Origin of the sequence: Candidatus Poriferisocius sp., from assembly GCF_965204145.1 — a bacterium.
GTDB lineage: Bacteria > Actinomycetota > Acidimicrobiia > Acidimicrobiales > Bin134 > Poriferisocius.
Window position 1 is genome coordinate 2,330,195 of sequence record NZ_OZ241977.1, and the last position, 19,669, is coordinate 2,349,863.

The following is a 19,669-nucleotide window of genomic DNA, read 5'->3' on the forward strand; positions in this document are numbered from 1 at the left end:
GTCCGGGGCACCGGTCGTTATAGGGTCAGGTCATGTCCTACGAGCTGATCCTGATCGATGATCCTGCGCCGCATGTGCGGCGCATCACGCTGAACCGGCCGGAGAAGCGCAACGCCATCAGCACGCCGATGCGCAAGGAACTGCTGGCTGCCCTGCAATCGGCCGATGTCGACGACGACGTACGGGTTTCGATCATTCGAGGGGCGGGGCCGTGCTTCTCCTCGGGCTACGACCTATCTGACTCGCTCATGGACGATCCGCCCCATTACACCGCGGGCGGCGATGGGCAGTGGTCCCGTCATGTGACCGACAGCTGGCTGGCGATTTGGGAGCTGGCCAAGCCGGTCATCGCCCAGATCCACGGCTACGCCCTGGCCGGAGCATCAGAGCTGGCCGCGGCCTGCGACCTGGTCTACGTGGCCGACAACGCCGATATCGGCCATCCGGTGGTGCGGGTGTTGAGCCCCCCCGATTTCAACTACCACCCCTGGCTGGTGGGGTTCCGCAACGCCATGGAGATGATGCTCACCGGCGATTCCTACTCTGGCGCCGAGGCCGCGGCCATGGGCTTCGCCAACCGGGCCTACCCCGAGGCCGAGTTGGAGGAGCGGGTGTTGGAGATGGCCCAGCGGGTGGCTCGGGTTCCGTCCGACCTCCAGCAGATCAACAAGCGCAGCGTTCACCGGGGCATGGAGGCCATGGGCACCCGCAACGCCATCCGCACCATGTCGGAATACCAGGCCCTGGCCGGCAATGTGCCGTCGGTGCAAGATTTCAAACAGCGGGCCTTAGAGAGCATCAAGTCGGTGGTGGACCGCCCCGCCGCGGCCGGTTCAAGTGCCGACACCAAGGGAAGCTGATGCGGATTTGGCAACAACATGAGCTGGGCGACCCGGTCGAGTTTCTCCAATTAGAGCAAGTCGACCCCCCGGAGTCAGCACCCGGCCAAGTCGTGGTGGATGTTGAAGCCGTGGGGCTGACGTTTGTGGACTGCCTCATGGCTCGGGGCCTCTACCAAATGGAGACCAAGCTGCCGTGGTCGCCGTGTACCGAGGTGGTGGGCCGGGTACGGGAACTCGGCGATGGGGTTGACCACTTGGCCGTCGGTGACCGAGTGGTGGGCATCGGCGGTGGGTCACTCGCCGAGCAGACTGCGCTGCGGGCCAGCGGCGTTCACAAGCTGGCCGAAGGGGTAACGGCCGGAGCAGCCGCCGCGGCGCTAGTGAACTACGGCACATCGTGGTTCGCCCTCCACGACCGGGGACGCCTGGCCGAAGGTGAGACGATATTGGTTCATGCCGGAATGGGGGGCGTCGGGTCGGCCGCCGTGCAGCTTGGCCAGATTGCGGGCGCCAGGATCATCGCCACCGCTGGTGGGGCCGAGAAAACCGCCCTGCTCAAAGAGATGGGAGTGGAACTGGCCATCGACTACCGGGAAACCCCCGATTTCGTCGACTTGGTGCGAGCCCACACCGACGGCCGAGGAGTGGACGTGTGCTTCGACCCGGTGGGGGGCGACGTGTTCGACCGGTCCCGGAGGTGCATGGCCTGGGACGGGCGGCTATTGGTGATCGGCTTCACCAGCGGCCGAATCGCCGACGCCCCCACCAACCACATTCTGCTGAAGAACTACTCGGTGGTCGGCGTCCACTGGGGCGCCTCAGTGGGCCGCAACCCCGAGCCGTCAGAACGAGCCCGACAGGAGATATTCACCCTCCTCGAAGAAGGCCGACTCGATCCCCCGGTATTTCCCCCCTATGCCTTTGAGGATGTCCCCGCCGCCCTCGATGCCATCTACAACCGCCGAACCTGGGGCAAAGCCATCGTGGAGTTGTAGATCGACTTGCAAAAAATATTTGTGACATTATTGTCATATCCATATAGCATTACTCCATCATCAATGTGGAGCTTGAACGCAGTGAAGCCTTGGAGCTTCTGGCGCTGGTTATGGTGCATATCAACGCCGCCGCGATTGCTGGAGAGGTCTCGCCTCGACTAGCCATGCTCTACCAAGTTCGCGACCGATTGATCAACGCCCTAGAGAAAGGCTGACCGGTGACAGACCCGGCACCAGACATCATTATCCGAACCGACAGCGCCGAGATGGCGATTGAGATGCTCAACCACCACCGGCCTAGCGACGACGCATTGGGCGCTGTGCTCGCATGCGTCGCCCTCCACGCCGAGCGCCTCGATCACGAGCAGGCCATTCGCGACAGCCTGATTCGCATTGCCCACCAAGAGGGTGCCTCCTATCGTCAGATCGCCCAGAGTGCCCGACTCGACCAGCGCACCGTAGCCACCATCGCGAAATCGGGTTAGAGATTAAGCAGGGGAACCCCCGTCAAAGTTCAGGCAAGCCAGTAGCAGCTACGTCGCCAGGTCGGGGCGGACGATTACTACGGGGCAGCTGCCGTGTTGGGCGATCTGCTGGCTGACCGATCCCAGTAGCAGGCCCCGGAAACCGCCTCGGCCCCGGGAGCCGACCACAAGCATGGCCGCATTGTCCGACTCGGCGATCAGGGTGTCGGCCGCCCGCCCCCGCACCATGCGACGCCTGATCTCCACCCCTTCGACGTCTACCTCGGCCAGTACCTCGTCGATGATGCTGTCCTGCATCCGCTTGACTTCAGCCTCCAGGTCGATGGGATCCAACGGCACATAGTTGAAGTCTGGCGAGGCTGGCACGTAGGTAGTGGAGTAAGCGGTTACCACATCGACAAATGCATTCCGATGTCGAGCTTCCTTGATGGCCCAGCGGAGCGCGGCTCGGGCTCCGCCCGATCCTTCCACCCCGACGACGATCCGATTCTCCGGCTCGCTCATGTCATCCGCCATAGGCACATTGTAACTACATCGGGTCGTACGGGAAGTCGGCGTCCACGCCCCCGTCTACCACCAGAGTGCGGCCCGAAATGAATCCGGAGATCGGAGCGGAGAGGAACAGCACTGCCCCTGCGATGTCTGATGGCACCCCCATGTGTCCCATCGGCACGGCGGCGTTGTTGATCGCCTTTCGCTCCTCGTCGAACAGCGCCTCCATCCGGGGGGTCAGGATCGTGCCCGGTGCCACGCAGTTGGCCCGGATGCCGTAGGGGGCCAATTCGATGGCCACCGATTGCATCCACGCCATCAGCCCGGCCTTGGCTGCTCCGTAGTGGGCGTGGTTGGGGGCCGCAGTCAGGCCGCTCACCGAGGCGATGAACACCATCGTGCCGCCGCCGGTCTCCTTCATGGCCCGACCAGCAGTCTGGGAGATGAGGAAGGCGTGGCGCAGCACCATGTCGAACTGCCAGTCCCACTCGGCATCGTCGATGTCCAGCACTCCAGACCACCCGGAGACACCCACGATGTCCACAATCCCGTCGATTGATCCCATGGTCTGTCCGGCCTCATCCACCAGAGCTTGAACCTCTTCCCGCTTGGTGATGTCGGCCACCCAGGGAGTGCCATCGACTTCGTTGGCTACCTGCTCGGCCCGGTCCTGTTCGAGGTCCACGCAGAAGACCTTGGCCCCCATCTGGGCCAGAGCATGCGAGGACTGGCGCCCCATGCCCTGCCCGGCTCCGAGCACGATGAAGCCCTTGTCGTCGAGCCGCATGAGCCCGGCATAGTCGGGGACGGGTGAGGTATCGGCCATGGTCAAGCCTCCGGTTCGGATCGCTGTTCGGATTGTGCCGCCGCAACTTTACGGAGGTGTCGAACCACTTCGGCAAAGTCGGAGTAGCCCCATTGCTCGGTGATCTTGCCGTCGGCGAGGCGCACCATCTCGATCATGCCCCATTGGACGGCCTCGCCGGTGGGGTCGATGCCCAGCAGTGGGCCATCGTGGGTGCCGCGAGCCGAGATCTTGAGCACCACCAAGTCGTCTTCGGCCACCATCTCTTCGATGTGGTCTTGCCAGTCGGGAAAGGCGGTGCGCCACGTGGCGATCAGCCGGCGCATTCCTTCGGGGCCAGAAGGCCCGGGGCCCACGCCATGGGCAACAAAGTCATCGGCCAGCACCTCATCCAAAAGGTCCACCTGCCCGCCGTTCACGATGTCGCGCACCAAGCGCTCTACGACTGCCTTGTTCGTTGCCTCGGGGCTGTCGGTCATGCCCACCGGGCCACGATGTCGTCCACGGTGAGCATCGTGGTGAGAAAGGCCATGGTGTTGTGCATTACCGCGTCGCCGTAGTCAGCCGGTATACCTGCCACCGCATCACCGGCCAGTACCACCTGGTAGCCCAAGTCAACGGCGTTGATCACCAGCCCCATCACGCCCACATTCAGCGATACCCCAGCGGCCACCACAGTGGTGACTCCCAGGTTGCGCAGGGTTTGGTCGAGCGATGTCCCGATGAACGGGGACATGCCGTGCCAGCGGGCGATTTCGATGTCGGATGGCTGAGGGTCGAATTCCTGAATGACCTCGGCCGACTCCGATCCGATCAGCAGCCCCCCGTTCTGCTCGCTCATCTTGGCCGACGCCGCCAGCATTCGGCAGTTGGCAACGCTCCCCGCCCGGTCGGCTCGGAAGTGGGCCAAACAGTGCACCACCGGCACTTCCGCGTCCCTGGCACCGGCGCACAGCCGAGCACCGGCGTCGATCGCCCCTCGGTCCAGCATCACATCCCGCAAGCCCCCCATGGAGGCCATGTCGCCGATCACCCCTCGCTGGCACTCCATGGTGACAACTGCGGTGTGCGATGGGGCGAGCAGCTCGTCCAAGTCCACTGGCATCGCATGAGACTAGCCCCATCCCACGCTCCCGCCCCTACACCGGACCGCTAGAAGGTAGGGCAGGGCGGGGTGGGGAGGGGGTTGCGGTCGATTTCGGCCAGGAAGCCGGCAATCTCGTCTCGGTCAAGGGCGTAACTCTGGTCCCGCTCGCCTCGGGCCACCGCGTAGACCATGCCCACCACTTCGCCGTCAACGTTCACCAGCGCGGCACCCGAGTCGCCAGCGGAAAGCAGCGAGCGGAGCTCCAACATATAGCCGAGCTCCACCTCCTCGAGGTAGATGTTCTTGCCAACAACCGGGACCCTGCGCTTCACGTGGTAGGGCACAAACTCTAAGCCCAGATCGCGATGTACCGTGCCCACATCGCCCTCATCGGCGGCAGTGGCGACGGCTGGAGACAACGCAACCGGGGATACCTCCAGGCCCGACACCGATATGGCCGCAATGTCGCGATCTGGGTCGAACCCCACCAGAACGCCGACAACTGAGTTGCCCGCGAGAGACCTCACCTCGATCTCCTCCACGCCGGCCACCACGTGGGAGCTGGTGAGCACGAGGCCGGACTCGACGGCGAATCCGCTCCCCTCGCTGAACTGGCCGCAAGCCGCACCGCTGATGTGTACGGCGGCTGCCCGGATGTTGTCGCGCTCGGCCAGCACCGCTCGCTGCGGAGCGTCAAAGGCCCAGGTGAGCGTCCAGCCCAGCAGCAGCCCCAGGGCAGGCAGCCACAGCAGCCACCGCCGCCATTTCTTCAACCGTTCAAACAGCACGCAGATCGTCAAGCGAGTAGAACGCCCGCAACGAGGTCAGCAGACCGTCGTCGTTGAACTCGGCCACGTCCACCACATCGAGCTCGTAATTCACCCCGTCGAAGCACACACGGGCCACCATCGGGGCGGCTGCCTCTCGGCCCGCCACCCGCACTGGCCCGGTCAGTACCAGAGTTTCGGCTAGCTCGTTGCCCTCATAGAACGCCCGAACGGCGTCGATACCCTCGCACACCGGCCCGCCGACCGGCACTTGGCACGAACCGTTGGGGGCGTAGAACGACAAGATCGCCTCTACTTCCCCGGCAGACACCGCGGCGGCGTACTGCTCCATCACCTTGCGCATGTGCTGAGCCTCAACCATTGGCGCTCCCTTTTTGTTGCTGGCTTTCAGTTGCGGGGGATCTCGCTCCACGGGGTGTTCTTGTCGACACCGGGCTCTTTGGGCAGGCCAAGCACCCGCTCGCCCAGGATGTTGCGCATCACCTCGGAGGTGCCCCCTTCGATGGTGTTGGCCCGCGACCGCAAGAAACCCTTCACCGGTGGGGTATTCCGATGCGAAGCCACTTCAGACTGATCAGGCCTTGACATCGGGTAGCCCTGGGGGAACAGCATGGCCTCCGATCCCACAACGTCCATCAGGCACTCATAGATGCGCTGGTTCAGCTCGGCCGAAACTGCCTTGCCCACCGACCCCTCCGGACCGGGCGTGCCCGCCGATGCCAGCGTCCGCGCCCGCCAGTTGGTCAGCCGCAATACCTCGGCCTCGGACCACAGCCGGACCACTCGATCTCGCAGCACTCGGCGGCGGATGGCCTCAGACCCCTCCCGGCCGCCAGCCTGGCCTTGGAGCCGCTCCCAGGCCGAGACCAAGATGGCGATGAGGCCGCTGCCCCGGTCGGGCACCCCGCCGCCCAGGGCCACCCGCTCGTTCATCAGCGTGGTGATGGCCACGTTCCATCCCTGACCCGGCTCCCCCAGCCGCATGGAGTCGGGAATGCGCACATCATTGAAGAAAACCTCGTTGAACTCGGCCTCACCGGTGATCTGGTACAGGGGCCGCACCTCGACTCCGGGAAGGGTCATGTCCAACACGAAATAGGTCAGGCCCCGGTGCTTGGGGGCGTCGGGCTCGGAGCGGGCCACCAACATCCCCCAGCGGGCGCGGTGAGCCAGCGAGGTCCAAACCTTTTGGCCGTTGACCACCCATTCTTCGCCGTCGAGCTCGGCTCGGGACGCCAAGCCGGCCACATCGGAGCCCGCGCCGGGCTCGCTGAACATCTGGCACCAGACCTCCTCGCCGGTGAACAAAGGCCGGAGCAAGCGGTGATGCATCTCCTCGCTGCCGTGGGCCAGCACGGTGGGCGCGCCCATGCCGATGCCGATGGGGTTGACGTGCAGATCGTGCCAGTACCGACTGCCCTTGCGAAGCTCCTCGTCCACCACGGTCTGGGCCTTGGGAGACAGCCCGAGTCCCCCTTTGCCCTCGGGAAAGTCCACCCGGGAAAGGCCCCGGTCGAATTGAGCGCCCCGAAACTCGTACTGCGTTGCCTCCGCGGGATCGACGTCAGTCAGGAGACCTTGCACTTTCTGGCGAAGCTGATCCTCAGAAATCTCGGCCATCACCTGTCCTCTCAGGAATACCGATCACGCAGTTGGCGGGCGATCACCATCTTTTGGATTTCGCTGGTTCCCTCACCGATGATCATGAGGGGCGTGTCGCGGAAGTAACGCTCCACCGGGTACTCCTCGGTGTAGCCGTTGCCCCCGTGGATGCGCAGCGCGTCGGAGGCGATCTCGAAGGCGGACTCGGACGCGAACAGCTTGGCCATGCCCGCTTCCAAGTCGATGCGCTCCCCGGAGTCGTAGCGGCGGGCCGCGTCGTAGGTCATCAGGCGGGCGGCGTGGAGCTTGGTGGCCATCTCGGCCAGCTTGAACCCGATGGCCTGGTGGTCGTAGATGGGCCGGCCGAACGTTTGCCGCTCCTGGGCGTACTTCATGGCCGCCTCGAAGGCGGCTTGGGCCACCCCGACCGCCCGGGCGGCGATGTTGATCCGGCCCAGCTCCAAGGCCGACAGGGCGTAGCGCAGCCCGTGGCCCACGCCGTCGGAGCCGCCGAGCACGTTGGCGTCGGGCACCCGGAAGTCGGCATAGGCCATTTCCACGGTCTCCACACCCTTGTAGCCCAGCTTGGGGATGGTGCGCGACACGGTGAGGCCGTCGGCGCCCGATCCCGGCTCCTTCTCCACGATGAAACAGGTGATGCGGTCGTCGGGGGTTCGGGCCAACAGCATCACCATCTGGGCTCGCATGCCGTTGGTCACCCACATCTTGGTGCCGTTCACGATCCACTCATCGCCGTCGGGCACCGCTCGGCAGCGGATGTTGCGGGTGTCGCTGCCCGCGTCGGGCTCTGACAACGAGAAGGCCGATCGAAACGAGCCATCGCACATACGGGGCAAGAAGCGATCCCGCTGCTCGTCGGTGCCGTAGCGCCCGATCATGGTGGCGGCGATCTTGTGGGTGTTGAGGATGCCGGCCAGCGACATCCATCCCCGGGAGAGCTCCTCGATGATGCGGGCATAGGTGGTGGCGTCCAGTCCCAACCCGCCGTAGGCCTCGGGAATGGTGGCCCCGAACAGGCCGAACTCGCACATCTGGGCGAACATCGCCTCGGGGAACTCGTCGGCATGCTCAAGTTCGGAGGCATTGGGGATGACCTCGCGATCCACCCAAGTGCGGATCGCGCCGACCAGCTCGTCGGCTAAACCGGCATCGGTGGCCATTCGGTCAGCCTTTTCCGCAACGCGACAAGGTGGCCATCAGAGCCTTTCGATCAGGGTCCCGGTGCCCAAGCCGCCTCCGCAGCACATGGTGATCAGGCCCCACTGGCCGTCGGTGCGCTCCAGCTCGTGCAGCGCCTTGGTGACCAAGATCGACCCGGTTCCGCCGAGCGGATGGCCCAGCGCGATGGCCCCTCCGTTGGGATTCACCCGCTCCATGTCGGGTGTCAGCTCCGCGGCCCAGCACAGCACGACCGAAGCGAACGCCTCGTTGATCTCCACCACGTCTATGTCGTCTATCGCCAGCCCGGTCCGCTCCAGCAGCCTATGGGTGGCCGGGATCGGCCCCTCCAGCATGAGCACCGGATCGCACCCCACCAAGCAGGTCTCGGCTATCCGCGCCCTCGGGGTCAGCCCGAGCTGCTCAGCCCGATCCGCGGTCATCATGAGCACTGCTCCGGCGCCGTCGGATATCTGGGACGACGACCCCGCGGTGTGCACGCCGTCGGGCCGGGCCACGGGCTTGAGATTGGCCAGCCCTTCCAGAGTGGTCTCCCGGAGGCCTTCGTCGGCGCTGACGGTGGCCGTCTCATCGGTCTTCTTTCCGTCCTCGTCCAGCACCGGAGCCTCGATGGGAACGATCTGGGTCTCGAAGCGGCCCTCGGCCCAGGCCCGGGCCGCCCGCTGCTGGGAAGCCAGACCGAAGCGGTCGCAGTCTTCCCGGGTGATGCCCCATTTGTCGGCCATGCGCTCGGCACCCTCGAACTGGGAGGTGAACTCGTAGTTGGCGAAGTAGTCGCGGGTCACCGGCCGGCCCACTCCTTCGGCGGTGGCGTTCGACCCGATGGGCACGATGCTCATGCTCTCCACCCCGCAGGCCATCACCGTGTCTTCTACGCCGGACTTCACCAGGCTGTAGGCCAGGTTCACCGCATGCTGCGACGAGCCGCACTGGGAGTCCACCGTGCTGCACGCCGTTTCCTCCGGCAGGCCGGCGGTGAGCCACGCGGTGCGGGTGACGTTCATGGCCTGGGCCCCGACCTGGTCGACACAGCCGCCCACTACTTGGCCGATGACGGCGGGATCGATCCCCGACCGCTCGACCGCGGCAGACTGCACCTGGCTGAGCAGAGAAGTGGGATGGACAGGGGACAGACCGCCGTTTCGCTTGCCGACTGGGGAGCGAACGGCTTCGACGATGACGACTTCAGTCATGGCCCCACGATAGAGCCTCAACTCCCAAGTCAGCCCGTCGAAGCCGGTCCGCTCGCTGGAAATGATTAGGGTGCAGGGCCGTGGGTATTCGAGAGGATGTGATCCAAGAGCTGACCGGCCCGGGTGGGTTGTTCGAGCTGACCACCGAAGAGGTCTTGGGGCAACAGTCGGCAGTTTTTGCCGCTCGGATGCGATCACTGCGGGAGATGGTGGCCAATACCGCCAACTTCGGTGATCGGGAGTTCTTGGTCCTGGAAAAACAGCGGCACACCTTCGACGACTTCATCTCCCAGATGGCGGCGGGGGCCACCGCGTTGCGGCAGCGGGGCATCGGCCACGGCGACCGAGTGGCCATCTTCGCGGCCAACTGCCCCGAGTGGGTGGTGTCGTTCTTCGCCGCTACCAGCATCGGCGCCATCGTGTCGGCCTACAACGGCTGGTGGACCGCCGATGAGGTGGACTTCGCCAGCGCATTGAGCGAGCCCGCGCTGGTGATCGCCGACCGCCCTCGTCTGGAGCGCTCTGGTTCGGGGAGCACCGGTGCACCGTGCTTGGTGATCGAGGACGACTGGGCCGATTTCATTGCTGCTGGCGCCGGAGCGACCCTCGATGACATCGACGTCCCTCTGGCCGAGGACGACCCCGCGGTCATCCTGTTCACCAGCGGCACCACCGGGCGCCCCAAGGGGGCAGTGGGCTCGCATCGGGGGCTAATCGGCTTCGTGCAGTCCACCATGATGAACGGGGCGGTTCGGGTGTTCACCGAGATGCGCACCAACCCTCCTGTCGAAGATGGCTCGGCCCCCAGCCCGCCAACCCAGTCGGTGACCTTGGGCACTTCGCCGCTGTTCCACGTGTCGGGGCTGTACGGAACCACGCTCATCGGCATGGTCACCGGGGGCAAGATTGTGTACCGCCAGGGGCGCTTCGACCCCGAGGCGGTGCTCCAGCTCATCCAAGACGAAGGCGTCACCGCATTCGCTGCTCTGGGCAGCATCGGCTCGCGCCTGGTGAACCATCCCCGTTTCGGGGAGTTCGACACCTCCAGCGTGGTCAACGTGGGCTTCGGCGGCGCGCCGGCCAGTCCGGCCGTGCAAGACCTGATGCGCCAGGCCTTTCCCAATGCCGCGCCCGCGGTGGGCATGGGTTACGGCTCGTCGGAGTCGGTGGCGGTCATCGCGGGCATCGGCGGTGGCGAGTACCGGGAGCGTCCCACCTCGTGCGGCCAGGTGGCCATCGGCTTCGAAGCCGAGATCCGCGGTCCCGACGGCCAGCCGCTGCCCACCGGACAAGAGGGCGAGATCTGGTGTCGCAGCGCCTACACCATGCTCGAGTACTGGAACGACCCCGATGCCACCGCGGCCACCATCGATGAGGACCGGTGGCTCAACACCGGCGACATCGGCTGCTTCGACGACGACGGCTACCTCTACATCAACTCCCGGGCCCGGGACATGATCCTGCGCAACGCCGAGAACATCTACCCCATCGAGATCGAGTACCGCCTCGACGCCCACCCGGCGGTGGCCGAGTCGGCGGTGTTCGGCGTCGAACACCCTGAGATGGGCCAAGAGGTCAAGGCTGTGGTGGTACCGGCTGGCGATGCCCCGGTCGATCCCGACGATCTTGCCCAGTGGTGCCAAGAAGTGCTGGCCCCCTACAAGGTTCCCACCCTTTGGGAGATCCGCCCCTCTCCCCTGCCCCGCAATCCAGCAGGCAAAGTGGTCAAGCGGGAGTTGTACGCGTAGGCGGATCCCCTCCTACCAAATGGGGAACTTGGCCTTGTCGGGGAGGCCCGAGCGCCCCACGACGGCTTCTCCGGCTTGCTGGCAGCGGCTGTAGAAAGACTCCTCGTCGATGGTGGTCATGCGGCCATCCTCCACCACTTTCTGGCCGCCCACGAACACGGTGTGAACGCCCCTGCCGTCGGCCGACCACACCAGTTGGTTCATCACGTTGAGCAGCGGCCGCCACTCGGGGCGGTCGGTGTCGTGCAGCACCACATCGGCCAGCTTGCCGGGCTCCAGCGAGCCGATCTCGTCTTGCATCAGCATGGTACGGGCCCCGTCCAAGGTGGCCATCTCGTAGGCCTTCTCGGCGGGGAACATCTGGGGGTCCATGCGGGCGTCCTTGAACAGGCCGGCCACCAGATAGGTGGCCCGCATCAGGTCGGAGTAGTTGGAGGCGTTGTTGCCGTCGGTGCCCAGGCTCACGTTCGCCCCGGCGGTGACCATCTCGGGGATCTTGCCGATCTGAGTCACGCCGTAGCTCACCTTCAGCGCGGTGGTGGGACAGTGGACCACCGACGTTCCGGCCTCGGCCAACAGCGCGATCTCCTGGTCGTCGACGTGGACGCAGTGGGTGATGGCGGTGTCGTCGCCCAGCACGCCCAGTTCTCCCAGGTGCACCATCGGGCGCTGGCCGAACGCGGCAATGAAGGTGTCGGGGTCCAACGTGGCAGGAGACATGTGGAAGCTGAGACCCACGCCGTACTCATCGGCAGTGGCCCGAGCGGCCTGCCACAGGGGGTCGGAGCAGGTGGTGTGGCCCACCACCATCGACCATGCCCCCAACCGCCCGTCGGCGGTGCCTTGAAACCGCTCGACGGTGTCGCGCAGGTTGGCGATGGCCTCGTCGGTGTCTTGGCGGTAGACGCTGGGCTCGGGGGGCAGATCCCAGACCCACTTGCCAATCCGGCCCCGTATGCCGGACTCGACCAGGCCGTCCATCACTTTGTCGACAAATCGAATGGTGCCCGCCTCCAAGAAACAGGTGGTGCCCGACTTCAGCATCTCCACTGCGGCCAGCTGGCCAGACAGGCGCTCCTCCTCCGCGGTGTACACCGAGTAGAGGGGGCACAGCCACTGGAACACGTTCTCCTCAAACGGGGTGTCGTCGGGCACGTAGCCCCGGGTGAGGGGCTCGCCGGTGATGTGAATGTGGGTGTTGACCAGGCCGGGTGTGACCACAAAACGGTCGCCGCCCACCGTCTCCGCGGCCTGGTAGCGGGACTCGAGGTCGGACGCTTTGCCCACGTCGACGATCTGATTGCCTCGGATGGCTACTGCGCCGTGGCGAATGATGTCGCGGGTCGGGTTCATGGTGACGACGTACCAGCCCTTGATCAGCGTGTCGATCTGTTCGGTCATTGTTCTCCTCCTGGTGAATTTCGAGGCTTCGTTGCGGTGTAGGCGTATTGGTGGCCTATGGGTTCTATTAGGCGGAGGTGCTCGAAGCCGGCTTCTTGGAGCCAATCGGCGACCTGCGAGGCGGTGATTCCGAATCCGTTTGTGGTGCTGGCCATCATGGTCATGCCCATGAGCGTGCTGTGGGGGCTCCATTGGGGTTCGGGGGCTATGAAGTAGTCGGCGAGTAGGAGGCGGCCTTCGGGGCGTAGGGCCTTGTGGGCTCGGGCGATGAGGTGTTGGGAGCCTTCGGGGCCTTCGGTGCGGCAGACGTGGCCCAGCACTGCGATGTCGTAGGCCTCGGACTCGATGTCGATGGCGTGGAAGTTGCCGGGGCGGAACTCGCAGCGATCGGCTACGCCGTGCTCGACGGTGGTGCGCTGGGCCACTTCGATTACGCCGTCGAGGTCGTTGATCACTGCGGTGGCTTCGGGGCAGGCCTTGAGCACGGCGATGGCCCAGGGGGCTCCGCCAGCTCCCAGGTCAAGTACTCGGGGGGCGGTCATGGCGCTGTAGCGCAGCTGGAGGTCGGCCCGGGTGGCGGCTCGGAGCATGGTGGTGAAGGTGCCCTCGACCAGAGGGCGGTAGAACTCGGCCGGGTCGTCGTCAATGGGCTCGGCGGGCCGCCCGGCCCGAATGGTGTCGGCCAGTCGCGACCAGTTGTCCAGCGGACCGGGGGCCACCGGCACTAGCGAGGCCATCGACGCCGCCCCGTCGGTGGTGAGATAGCGGGCTGCGGTGTCGTTCAGGCCGTAGCGACCACCCACTCGCTCTAGCAGCCCGAGTACCGCCAGGGAGTCGAGCAGCGCCCCCAGGTGGGGAGCCGATACCCCGAGCCCGTCAGCCAGGTCTGCGGCTGTCGCTTCTGGGGGGATGCCAGGGTTGGCGCCTCGCTTGGCTAGGGCGTCAAACACGCCTAGCTCTAGGGCGGCCACCAGCACGTGGAACGAGCCGAAACCGCTAATCACCGCCCACACTGGGGATGACGGCGGGGGTTTGTGGTCGGTCCAGGGGCGGCCTACCCGTTCGGGGACGTGGGATTTCTTCAGTTCGGGATACGGGGAATCAGCCACTTGTTCTCCCGAAATCCGTGTCAGGGCTTCAACAGGATCTTGCCGAAGAAGTCGCTGGCCAGCATCTTGGCCTGGGCGTCGGCGGCGTCGGCCAAGTCGAAAGCCGAGTCGACTGCGGCGGTGAATCCGTCGCCGCAGAAGGTGTCCCAGGCCGGGCCGAACTCCTCGGGGCGGTAGGGATCGGACCCCAAGATCTTGATGCCGGAGTGGAACACGTAGCCCAGCGACGGAATCACCGCCTCGTCGCCTGAGGAATTGCCGCAGTTCACCAGTCGCCCGCCGATGCCCAGGGCGAACAGCGACGGCCCGAACAGGGCGGTGCCCACGTGGTCGAACACCATGTCCACCCCCGCTCCGGCAGTCAGCTCCCGGGCCCATGCGGCCACGTCGCCGGTTCGATTGTTGAGCGCATGGGATGCCCCTAGTTCCAGCGCCCTCTGACACTTCTCGTCGGTGCCCGCGGTGGCCAATACGGTGGCCCCGGCGTTCACGGCGAATTGGATTCCGGCCACCGACACCCCCGAGCCGGCGGCGTGGATCATCACCGTCTCTCCCGCGGTGAGCCCGCCCACTTCGAACAGGGCGTGGGCTGCGGTCAGGTAGCAGGTGGGGAAGGTGGCCGCCGTCTCCAGCGACATGGCATGGGGCACCGCATAGACGTGCGAGGCCGGCACCAGGCACCGCTCTGCGTAACCGCCGTCGGCGGTGGCGCCGATGATGCCCAACTCCCCGTAGAGGTCGCCCCGGCCTCCCAGCTTGGAGCGGTCGTCCACCCCGGCCAGCGACGGGTCCACCACCACCCGGTTGCCCACGGCCACCCCGTCGACCTCGTCACCGACCTCAGACACCACCCCGGCCACGTCCATGCCCGCGATGTGGGGCAAAGTGAAGCCGGGCATGGCGAACCAGCCGTTGCGCTGCACCACGTCCAACCGGTTCAGCGCGGTGGCCACCACGTCGACCACCACATCCACCGGGCCGGGCTCGGGATCGGGCACCTCCTCGTAGCGAAGCACGTCAGGGCCGCCGGGCTCGTGGTATCGCATCGCCTTCATCGCCGCACTCCTTCGTCTCAGACTGACTATTTCAGACCGCGGATGAACGGCTGAGCCAAAGCGGCGGGAGGTCGAACCCGTTTGGCGAAGATGGCCATGGCCCCGATGGTCACCAGATAGGGCAGAGCCTGCAGCAGCTCGGTGTTGAGGTCGTAGCCCAGCCCTTGCAGCGACAGCTGGAACGAGAGGGCCCCGGCGAACAGGACGCAGCCCCCCATGGTGCCCCACAGGGTCCAGCCGCCGAAGATGACCGCGGCGATGGCGATGAATCCCTGACCGCCGATGACGGAGTCGTCGAATGTGGCCAGTCGGGCGAACAGGAAGTAGGCACCCCCCAGCCCGGAGGTCAGCCCGGCGTAGTAGATGGACTGGCGACGGCGGAGGTTCACGTCGATGCCGCTCACGTCGGCCGACTGGGGGTTCTCCCCCGCGGCCCGCAACTCCAGCCCCCAACGGGTTCGGTACACCAGCCACCACGACAGCGGCACGAGGCCGTACAGGAGATAGAACGGCCAGGGCTCTCCGAACAGCGCCTGACCGAACAGGGGGATGTCCACCAGGATGGGGATCTCCACTTCGGAGGCGTAGTCGGCCCGAGGATCAATCTCCCGGTCCAAGAACCCGGTGAGGCCCACAACCAAGATGTTGAGGGTAAGGCCGACCACGAACTGATCGGCGGTCAGGCGATGGCTCATCTGGGCTTGCACGACCGAGATGATCAGGCCGCCGAATGCACCGAACACCAAGCCCACCACCACTGAATCGGCCAGGTGATAGCCGAGCGCACCGGCAAAGGCCCCGCTCAACAGCATGCCCTCCACCGAGATGTTCAGCGTGCCCGACCTCTCGGCCACCCATTCCCCGGTGGCGGCGAAGGCCAGCAGCGCGGCGAACAGCGCACCGTTGATGTAGGTGGACTCGCTGGACAGCACATCGCCCACCGCGGAGAAGAAGTCGATCAGCACTATGATCGGCCTTTCCCATTAGCGGTTGGCGTTCCTTCGATCAGCACGCCATCACACCCTCTCTGTGGCCATCGCCCGGGCCCGACGGCGATCTCGTAGGAAGACCACTGCGGGTGGAACCAGCAGGGCCAGCACCAAGAGCCCCTGCACCACGTCGGTGATTCGGCTTTCCACTCCGGTGCTGTTCACGAAGCCGGCTCCGGTGCGCAGCATGGCGAACACGAATGCGGCCACCACGGCGGGTAGCGCCCGCTCTCGGGCCATCAAAGCCACCAAGAGACCGGTCCAGCCGATGTTGTCGGAGAAGCCGGGCACCAGCCGGTAGGTGCCGAAGGAGAATCCCCCGCCGGCGAACATGGCCGCCCCCGCCAAGCCAGCGAAGGCTCCGCCGATAGCCAGCGCGGTGGCTCCGTAGACGGTGGACGACACCCCGGATCGCTGGGCGGCCCGAGGGTTGTGGCCCAGCATCCGCAACCGGAAACCCCACACCGTGCGGGCCAGCACGTAGGCCACCGCCAAGGCCAGGGCCAGGGCCACATAGACGGTGATGGGAAATTCGTTGCCGAATATGTCGGGGCGGGGAATCCGGTTGTCCTTGGCCAGTTGCTCGCTCACCAAGTTGCGGTTACCGCGACTGGCCTCGTCGGCCAACAGCAGCCATTGCCACTTCAAGCCGTAGCCCACGGCCTGAATGGACACGAACACCAATAGCAGGGTGCTCAGCACCTCAGGCACTCCCCGCCAATAGCGCAACAGTCCGGCCGCCGAAGCCCACACCGCCCCTCCCAGAGCACCGAACAGCAACAACAGCACCACATTGAGCGGGCCGGGGCCGCCGATGCGGAAGCTAAAGAACACCGCAAACGCCGCTCCCATCAACAGCTGGCCCTCTTGGCCGATGTTGATCAAGCCGGCTTTGGCCGAGATCACGGTGCCCAGCGCCACCAGCAGCAGAGGTGCGGCTATTCCCAGTGTCTCCCCCCAGCGCCCGGGGGCCTTGAGACTGCCGTCTACCAACGCCTCTAGCACCGGCCACCAGTCACCGCCGGTGGCCTCTACGATCACGCTGGAGATGGCCAGGGCCACGACGATGCTGAGGGAATACAGCACCACCCACTCGGCTGCCCGGGAACCTCGAGTCATGCTTCGCTGCCGCCCATGAGCAATCCGAGGGTTTCGAGGTTGGCGTCGTCGTGGGAGAGTTCGCCGACAATCCGGCCCCGGGACATCACCACGATCCGGTCGGACAGTTCCAGGATCTCCTCCAATTCGCTGGAGATCAACAGCACAGCCACACCATCGACCGCCGTCTGTCGCAGCCGGTCGGTCATGTACTCGATTGCCCCCACGTCCAATCCCCGGGTGGGCTGGGCGGCCACCAGCACATCGGGCTCGGCGGCCAGCTCGCGGGCCAGCACCACCCGCTGCTGGTTGCCGCCCGACAGCGACCACAGCGGGGCGTCGGGCCCAGAGCAGCCGATGTCGAACTCCTCGATCATCTGCTGGGCCGTCTCGGTCACCTGCCCCTTGTCCATGACCCCGTGGCGGGCCACTCGATGGGGGTCCACCATGAGCAGGTTCTCGGCCACCGTCATATCCAGCACCACGCCGGAGTCGTGGCGGTCTTCGGGGATGACGCCTATGCCAGCCTTGGCCATGGCACCGGGAGAGCCGGCGGGTACCGGCGCGTTGTTCACCATCACTCGCCCGGCGTCCAGCGGAACCAGGCTGGACAGCAGATCGCCCAGGGTCCGCTGGCCGTTTCCCTCCACCCCCGCCACACCCACGATCTCGCCCGCTCGAAGCTCCAGGCTGATGTCGTCCAGAAGCCGCGCCCCGCCTCGCCGCCCCCGTACCGTGACTCCTTCGATCCGCAGCACCGGCTCATCCGAGATCACCGTCTCCGCGGGCGGGCGGTCTTCGGGGTCGGCATCGACTGCCTCCTCGACATCGGCGATGCCAAAGGCCGCCCGCTCCGAGCGCAGCGACACCTCCCGCCCCACCATGGCCCGGGCCAGGCTGCGGGCGTCAGCCTCTTGAGTGGGCCGGTGATCCACCACGTGACCTTGGCGCATGATGGTGATCTCGTCGGTGGCGTGGAGCACCTCGTCGAGCTTGTGGCTGACCAGCACCACCGCCCGGCCTTCGGCGGCGACCACCTCCCGCAGCGTGCTGAAGAGCTGCTCCGACTCCTCGGGGGTGAGCACCGAAGTGGGCTCGTCGAACACCAGGATGTGGGGGTCGCGGCGCAGGCACTTGATGATCTCCACCCGTTGGCGCAGCCCGGCGGTGAGGTCGCCCACCCGGGCATCGGGATCGATCTCCAGCCCGTATTGGCGGCTGATGGCCGCCACCCGGTCGCGCACCCCAGCCGACTTCAGCCGCCCCTCCTCACCCAGGGCGACGTTCTCCCACACGGTGAGCTGGTCCACCAGGCTGAAATGCTGGTGGACCATGGCGATGCCCAGGTCAGCGGCAGCCAGCGGGTCGTGGATGGTGCGGGGCTGGCCGTCGATGCGGATAGAACCTGCATCAGGCAACACCAGCCCGATGAGCACCTTCATCAGGGTCGACTTGCCGGCGCCGTTCTCGCCCAGGATTCCGTGGACGCGGCCTCGGTGCAGGGTCAGGTCGACCTGATCGCAGGCGACGATCCCCCCGAAGCGCTTGGTTATCCCAGTGAGCTCGACCGCAGGCGCCGAGGGGTCAGGCCCCCCGGCGCCTGTCATTTCGGTCGTCGCGTCGGTCACCCGCCGCCGTAGGCCTCGCCGGAGATCCCGCCGAGTACGCCGAGCAACTCGCCGTCGGTCGCAATGGCTTCAAAAGCTTCGGCCAGCAGTGCTTCCGCTTCTGCCGACGGGTCGCATAGCTCGGCGCCGTTGAGCCCTCGCTCGGTCGGGAACTGATAGGTAGCTCCCTCAGTAAGCTCTCCAGAGATGATGCGGGGAACCACCTGTAGGGCGTATCGCCCGCCGTCGAATACGATGCTTCCCGTCCAGTTGATCCCGTCGTCGCGGGAACAGATGTCGGCGGGTCCAGCGGCAAACACCGCAATCCCCTCATCGGTGGCCAACTGGCCAACCGGGTTGAGTGCCCCGCCCAAATAGGCATAGGCCAAGGTAGCGCCTTCGGCGATGGCGTTGGTCAGCGCGGCAGTGGCGTTGGCCGAGTTGTCGAAGTCAAACGGGAAGGCGCCGGTGGCCACATATTCCATGGTGAATGACGGGTCAACCGACTGGAGGCCATGCACAGTGGCGTTGTACGCCTCCTTCTCGAAGCCGAGATCGCAACAACCCAAGAACACCGCGGTATCGCCGCCGTGCTCCTGCAACGCCGCGCCCATAGCCACGCCCGCGGTGTAATGGATGGGAGAGCCCCAGTCGGTGGCCTGGGCAAATCCAGAAGTCTCCCCCTCGAACCCGGCGCCGCAATTGCAGTACCAGAAGATGTCGGGGTACTGCGCGGTGAGGTCCGGCAGGGGCTCGGCAATCTCGCTGGCCCCGACCAGAATGATGTCCACCCCCTGCTCGGCAAGATCGGACATAGCCTGGGCAGCCTCGGCCGCGCCGATATTGTCGCTCACGATTGGCGGGGCGAACCCGTTCTCAGCCGAGAACTCCTCCGCGAAATCCACGAGCGCCTGGTAGTAACCCTGATCGTCCCGGGGTCCGGCGGCTGCTACCCCGATGGTGAGAGTGTCGTCACCATCAGCGTCAAAGGCGTCCAAAAGGGCCGGATCCGCCGTTGGCCCGTCATCATCGTCGTTTCCGCAGGCAGCTGCCACCAAGGACACCAATGACAGCAGCACCGCCATCAACCACAGCTTCCGTACCCATCGCCTTTGCATTGTTCCCCTCCTCAGGCTGATGTGCGGGACCGTCCGTCCCGGCAATCGCTTAGCA

General features: G+C 65.8%; 21 protein-coding genes. 5 read left to right on the forward strand and 16 right to left on the reverse strand.

Going from position 1 to position 19,669, the window contains the following annotated elements; all coding sequences use genetic code 11:
* The first annotated feature begins 32 nt into the window (after window positions 1–32).
* From ACOGI7_RS10765 to ACOGI7_RS10780, 4 genes are all read left to right on the forward strand, one after another.
* Window positions 33–860, forward strand: coding sequence for an enoyl-CoA hydratase/isomerase family protein (locus ACOGI7_RS10765; protein WP_419848761.1), 828 nt, complete (start codon window positions 33–35; stop codon window positions 858–860).
* Window positions 860–1,837 carry an NADPH:quinone oxidoreductase family protein gene (locus ACOGI7_RS10770; protein WP_419848762.1) on the forward strand — a complete coding sequence of 326 codons (978 nt, stop codon included), beginning with the start codon at window positions 860–862 and terminating at the stop codon, window positions 1,835–1,837. The genes ACOGI7_RS10765 and ACOGI7_RS10770 overlap by 1 nt, the downstream gene beginning before the upstream one ends.
* Before the next feature lie 65 nt (window positions 1,838–1,902).
* The gene (locus ACOGI7_RS10775; RefSeq protein ID WP_419848763.1) at window positions 1,903–2,052 is read left to right on the forward strand and encodes a hypothetical protein; all 150 of its coding nucleotides are present in this window, start codon (window positions 1,903–1,905) and stop codon (window positions 2,050–2,052) included.
* A gap of 3 nt (window positions 2,053–2,055) precedes the next feature.
* Window positions 2,056–2,322, forward strand: a complete 267-nt coding sequence (locus ACOGI7_RS10780; protein WP_419848764.1) for a hypothetical protein — start codon at window positions 2,056–2,058, stop codon at window positions 2,320–2,322.
* A 48-nt stretch (window positions 2,323–2,370) separates the two neighbouring features.
* On the opposite strand, the gene ACOGI7_RS10785 is transcribed toward ACOGI7_RS10780, so the two are convergent.
* The 9 genes from ACOGI7_RS10785 to ACOGI7_RS10825 are packed head-to-tail and all read right to left on the reverse strand — an operon-like array spanning window position 2,371 to window position 9,489.
* On the reverse strand, window positions 2,371–2,838 hold the full coding sequence (locus ACOGI7_RS10785) for a universal stress protein (RefSeq protein ID WP_419848765.1): 468 nt from the start codon (window positions 2,836–2,838) through the stop codon (window positions 2,371–2,373).
* A gap of 13 nt (window positions 2,839–2,851) precedes the next feature.
* Window positions 2,852–3,640 (reverse strand): SDR family NAD(P)-dependent oxidoreductase, encoded by a 789-nt coding sequence (locus ACOGI7_RS10790; protein ID WP_419848766.1) that lies wholly within the window; start codon window positions 3,638–3,640, stop codon window positions 2,852–2,854.
* A gap of 2 nt (window positions 3,641–3,642) precedes the next feature.
* Entirely contained in the window at window positions 3,643–4,098 is a 456-nt protein-coding gene (locus ACOGI7_RS10795) for an ester cyclase (RefSeq protein WP_419851500.1), read from the reverse strand.
* Complete coding sequence (locus ACOGI7_RS10800; protein ID WP_419848767.1) at window positions 4,095–4,724, reverse strand: cysteine hydrolase; 630 nt, start codon at window positions 4,722–4,724, stop codon at window positions 4,095–4,097. The genes ACOGI7_RS10795 and ACOGI7_RS10800 overlap by 4 nt, the downstream gene beginning before the upstream one ends.
* Window positions 4,725–4,771: 47 nt before the next feature.
* Window positions 4,772–5,494, reverse strand: coding sequence for a trypsin-like peptidase domain-containing protein (locus tag ACOGI7_RS10805; RefSeq protein WP_419848768.1), 723 nt, complete (start codon window positions 5,492–5,494; stop codon window positions 4,772–4,774).
* Complete coding sequence (locus tag ACOGI7_RS10810; protein ID WP_419848769.1) at window positions 5,484–5,855, reverse strand: nuclear transport factor 2 family protein; 372 nt, start codon at window positions 5,853–5,855, stop codon at window positions 5,484–5,486. The genes ACOGI7_RS10805 and ACOGI7_RS10810 overlap by 11 nt, the downstream gene beginning before the upstream one ends.
* A gap of 26 nt (window positions 5,856–5,881) precedes the next feature.
* Window positions 5,882–7,114: an acyl-CoA dehydrogenase family protein gene (locus ACOGI7_RS10815; RefSeq protein WP_419848770.1), complete on the reverse strand. Its 1,233-nt coding sequence runs from the start codon at window positions 7,112–7,114 to the stop codon at window positions 5,882–5,884.
* Between the two features lie 11 nt (window positions 7,115–7,125).
* Entirely contained in the window at window positions 7,126–8,277 is a 1,152-nt protein-coding gene (locus tag ACOGI7_RS10820; protein ID WP_419848771.1) for an acyl-CoA dehydrogenase family protein, read from the reverse strand.
* A 36-nt stretch (window positions 8,278–8,313) separates the two neighbouring features.
* A complete protein-coding gene (locus ACOGI7_RS10825) occupies window positions 8,314–9,489 on the reverse strand; it encodes a steroid 3-ketoacyl-CoA thiolase (protein WP_419848772.1) in 1,176 nt (391 codons plus the stop codon).
* An 80-nt stretch (window positions 9,490–9,569) separates the two neighbouring features.
* On the opposite strand from ACOGI7_RS10825, the gene ACOGI7_RS10830 reads away from it, so the two are divergent.
* Window positions 9,570–11,237 (forward strand): class I adenylate-forming enzyme family protein, encoded by a 1,668-nt coding sequence (locus ACOGI7_RS10830; protein ID WP_419848773.1) that lies wholly within the window; start codon window positions 9,570–9,572, stop codon window positions 11,235–11,237.
* Between the two features lie 12 nt (window positions 11,238–11,249).
* Here ACOGI7_RS10830 and ACOGI7_RS10835 read toward each other — a convergent pair whose 3' ends face one another.
* Genes ACOGI7_RS10835 through ACOGI7_RS10865 form a run of 7 tightly spaced genes read right to left on the reverse strand, consistent with a single transcriptional unit; the run spans window position 11,250 to window position 19,581 of the window.
* The gene (locus ACOGI7_RS10835) at window positions 11,250–12,638 is read right to left on the reverse strand and encodes an amidohydrolase family protein (RefSeq protein WP_419848774.1); all 1,389 of its coding nucleotides are present in this window, start codon (window positions 12,636–12,638) and stop codon (window positions 11,250–11,252) included.
* The gene (locus ACOGI7_RS10840) at window positions 12,635–13,747 is read right to left on the reverse strand and encodes a methyltransferase (protein WP_419848775.1); all 1,113 of its coding nucleotides are present in this window, start codon (window positions 13,745–13,747) and stop codon (window positions 12,635–12,637) included. Before ACOGI7_RS10840 ends, ACOGI7_RS10835 begins: the two co-directional genes overlap by 4 nt.
* Before the next feature lie 20 nt (window positions 13,748–13,767).
* Window positions 13,768–14,802 (reverse strand): zinc-binding dehydrogenase, encoded by a 1,035-nt coding sequence (locus ACOGI7_RS10845; RefSeq protein WP_419848776.1) that lies wholly within the window; start codon window positions 14,800–14,802, stop codon window positions 13,768–13,770.
* Window positions 14,803–14,828: 26 nt separating this feature from the next.
* Window positions 14,829–15,767: an ABC transporter permease gene (locus tag ACOGI7_RS10850; protein ID WP_419848777.1), complete on the reverse strand. Its 939-nt coding sequence runs from the start codon at window positions 15,765–15,767 to the stop codon at window positions 14,829–14,831.
* A gap of 51 nt (window positions 15,768–15,818) precedes the next feature.
* Window positions 15,819–16,910, reverse strand: coding sequence for an ABC transporter permease (locus ACOGI7_RS10855; protein WP_419848778.1), 1,092 nt, complete (start codon window positions 16,908–16,910; stop codon window positions 15,819–15,821).
* Window positions 16,907–18,517, reverse strand: a complete 1,611-nt coding sequence (locus tag ACOGI7_RS10860; RefSeq protein WP_419848779.1) for an ABC transporter ATP-binding protein — start codon at window positions 18,515–18,517, stop codon at window positions 16,907–16,909. The genes ACOGI7_RS10855 and ACOGI7_RS10860 overlap by 4 nt, the downstream gene beginning before the upstream one ends.
* Entirely contained in the window at window positions 18,514–19,581 is a 1,068-nt protein-coding gene (locus ACOGI7_RS10865) for a BMP family ABC transporter substrate-binding protein (RefSeq protein WP_419848780.1), read from the reverse strand. The genes ACOGI7_RS10860 and ACOGI7_RS10865 overlap by 4 nt, the downstream gene beginning before the upstream one ends.
* Between the last annotated feature and the right edge of the window lie 88 nt (window positions 19,582–19,669).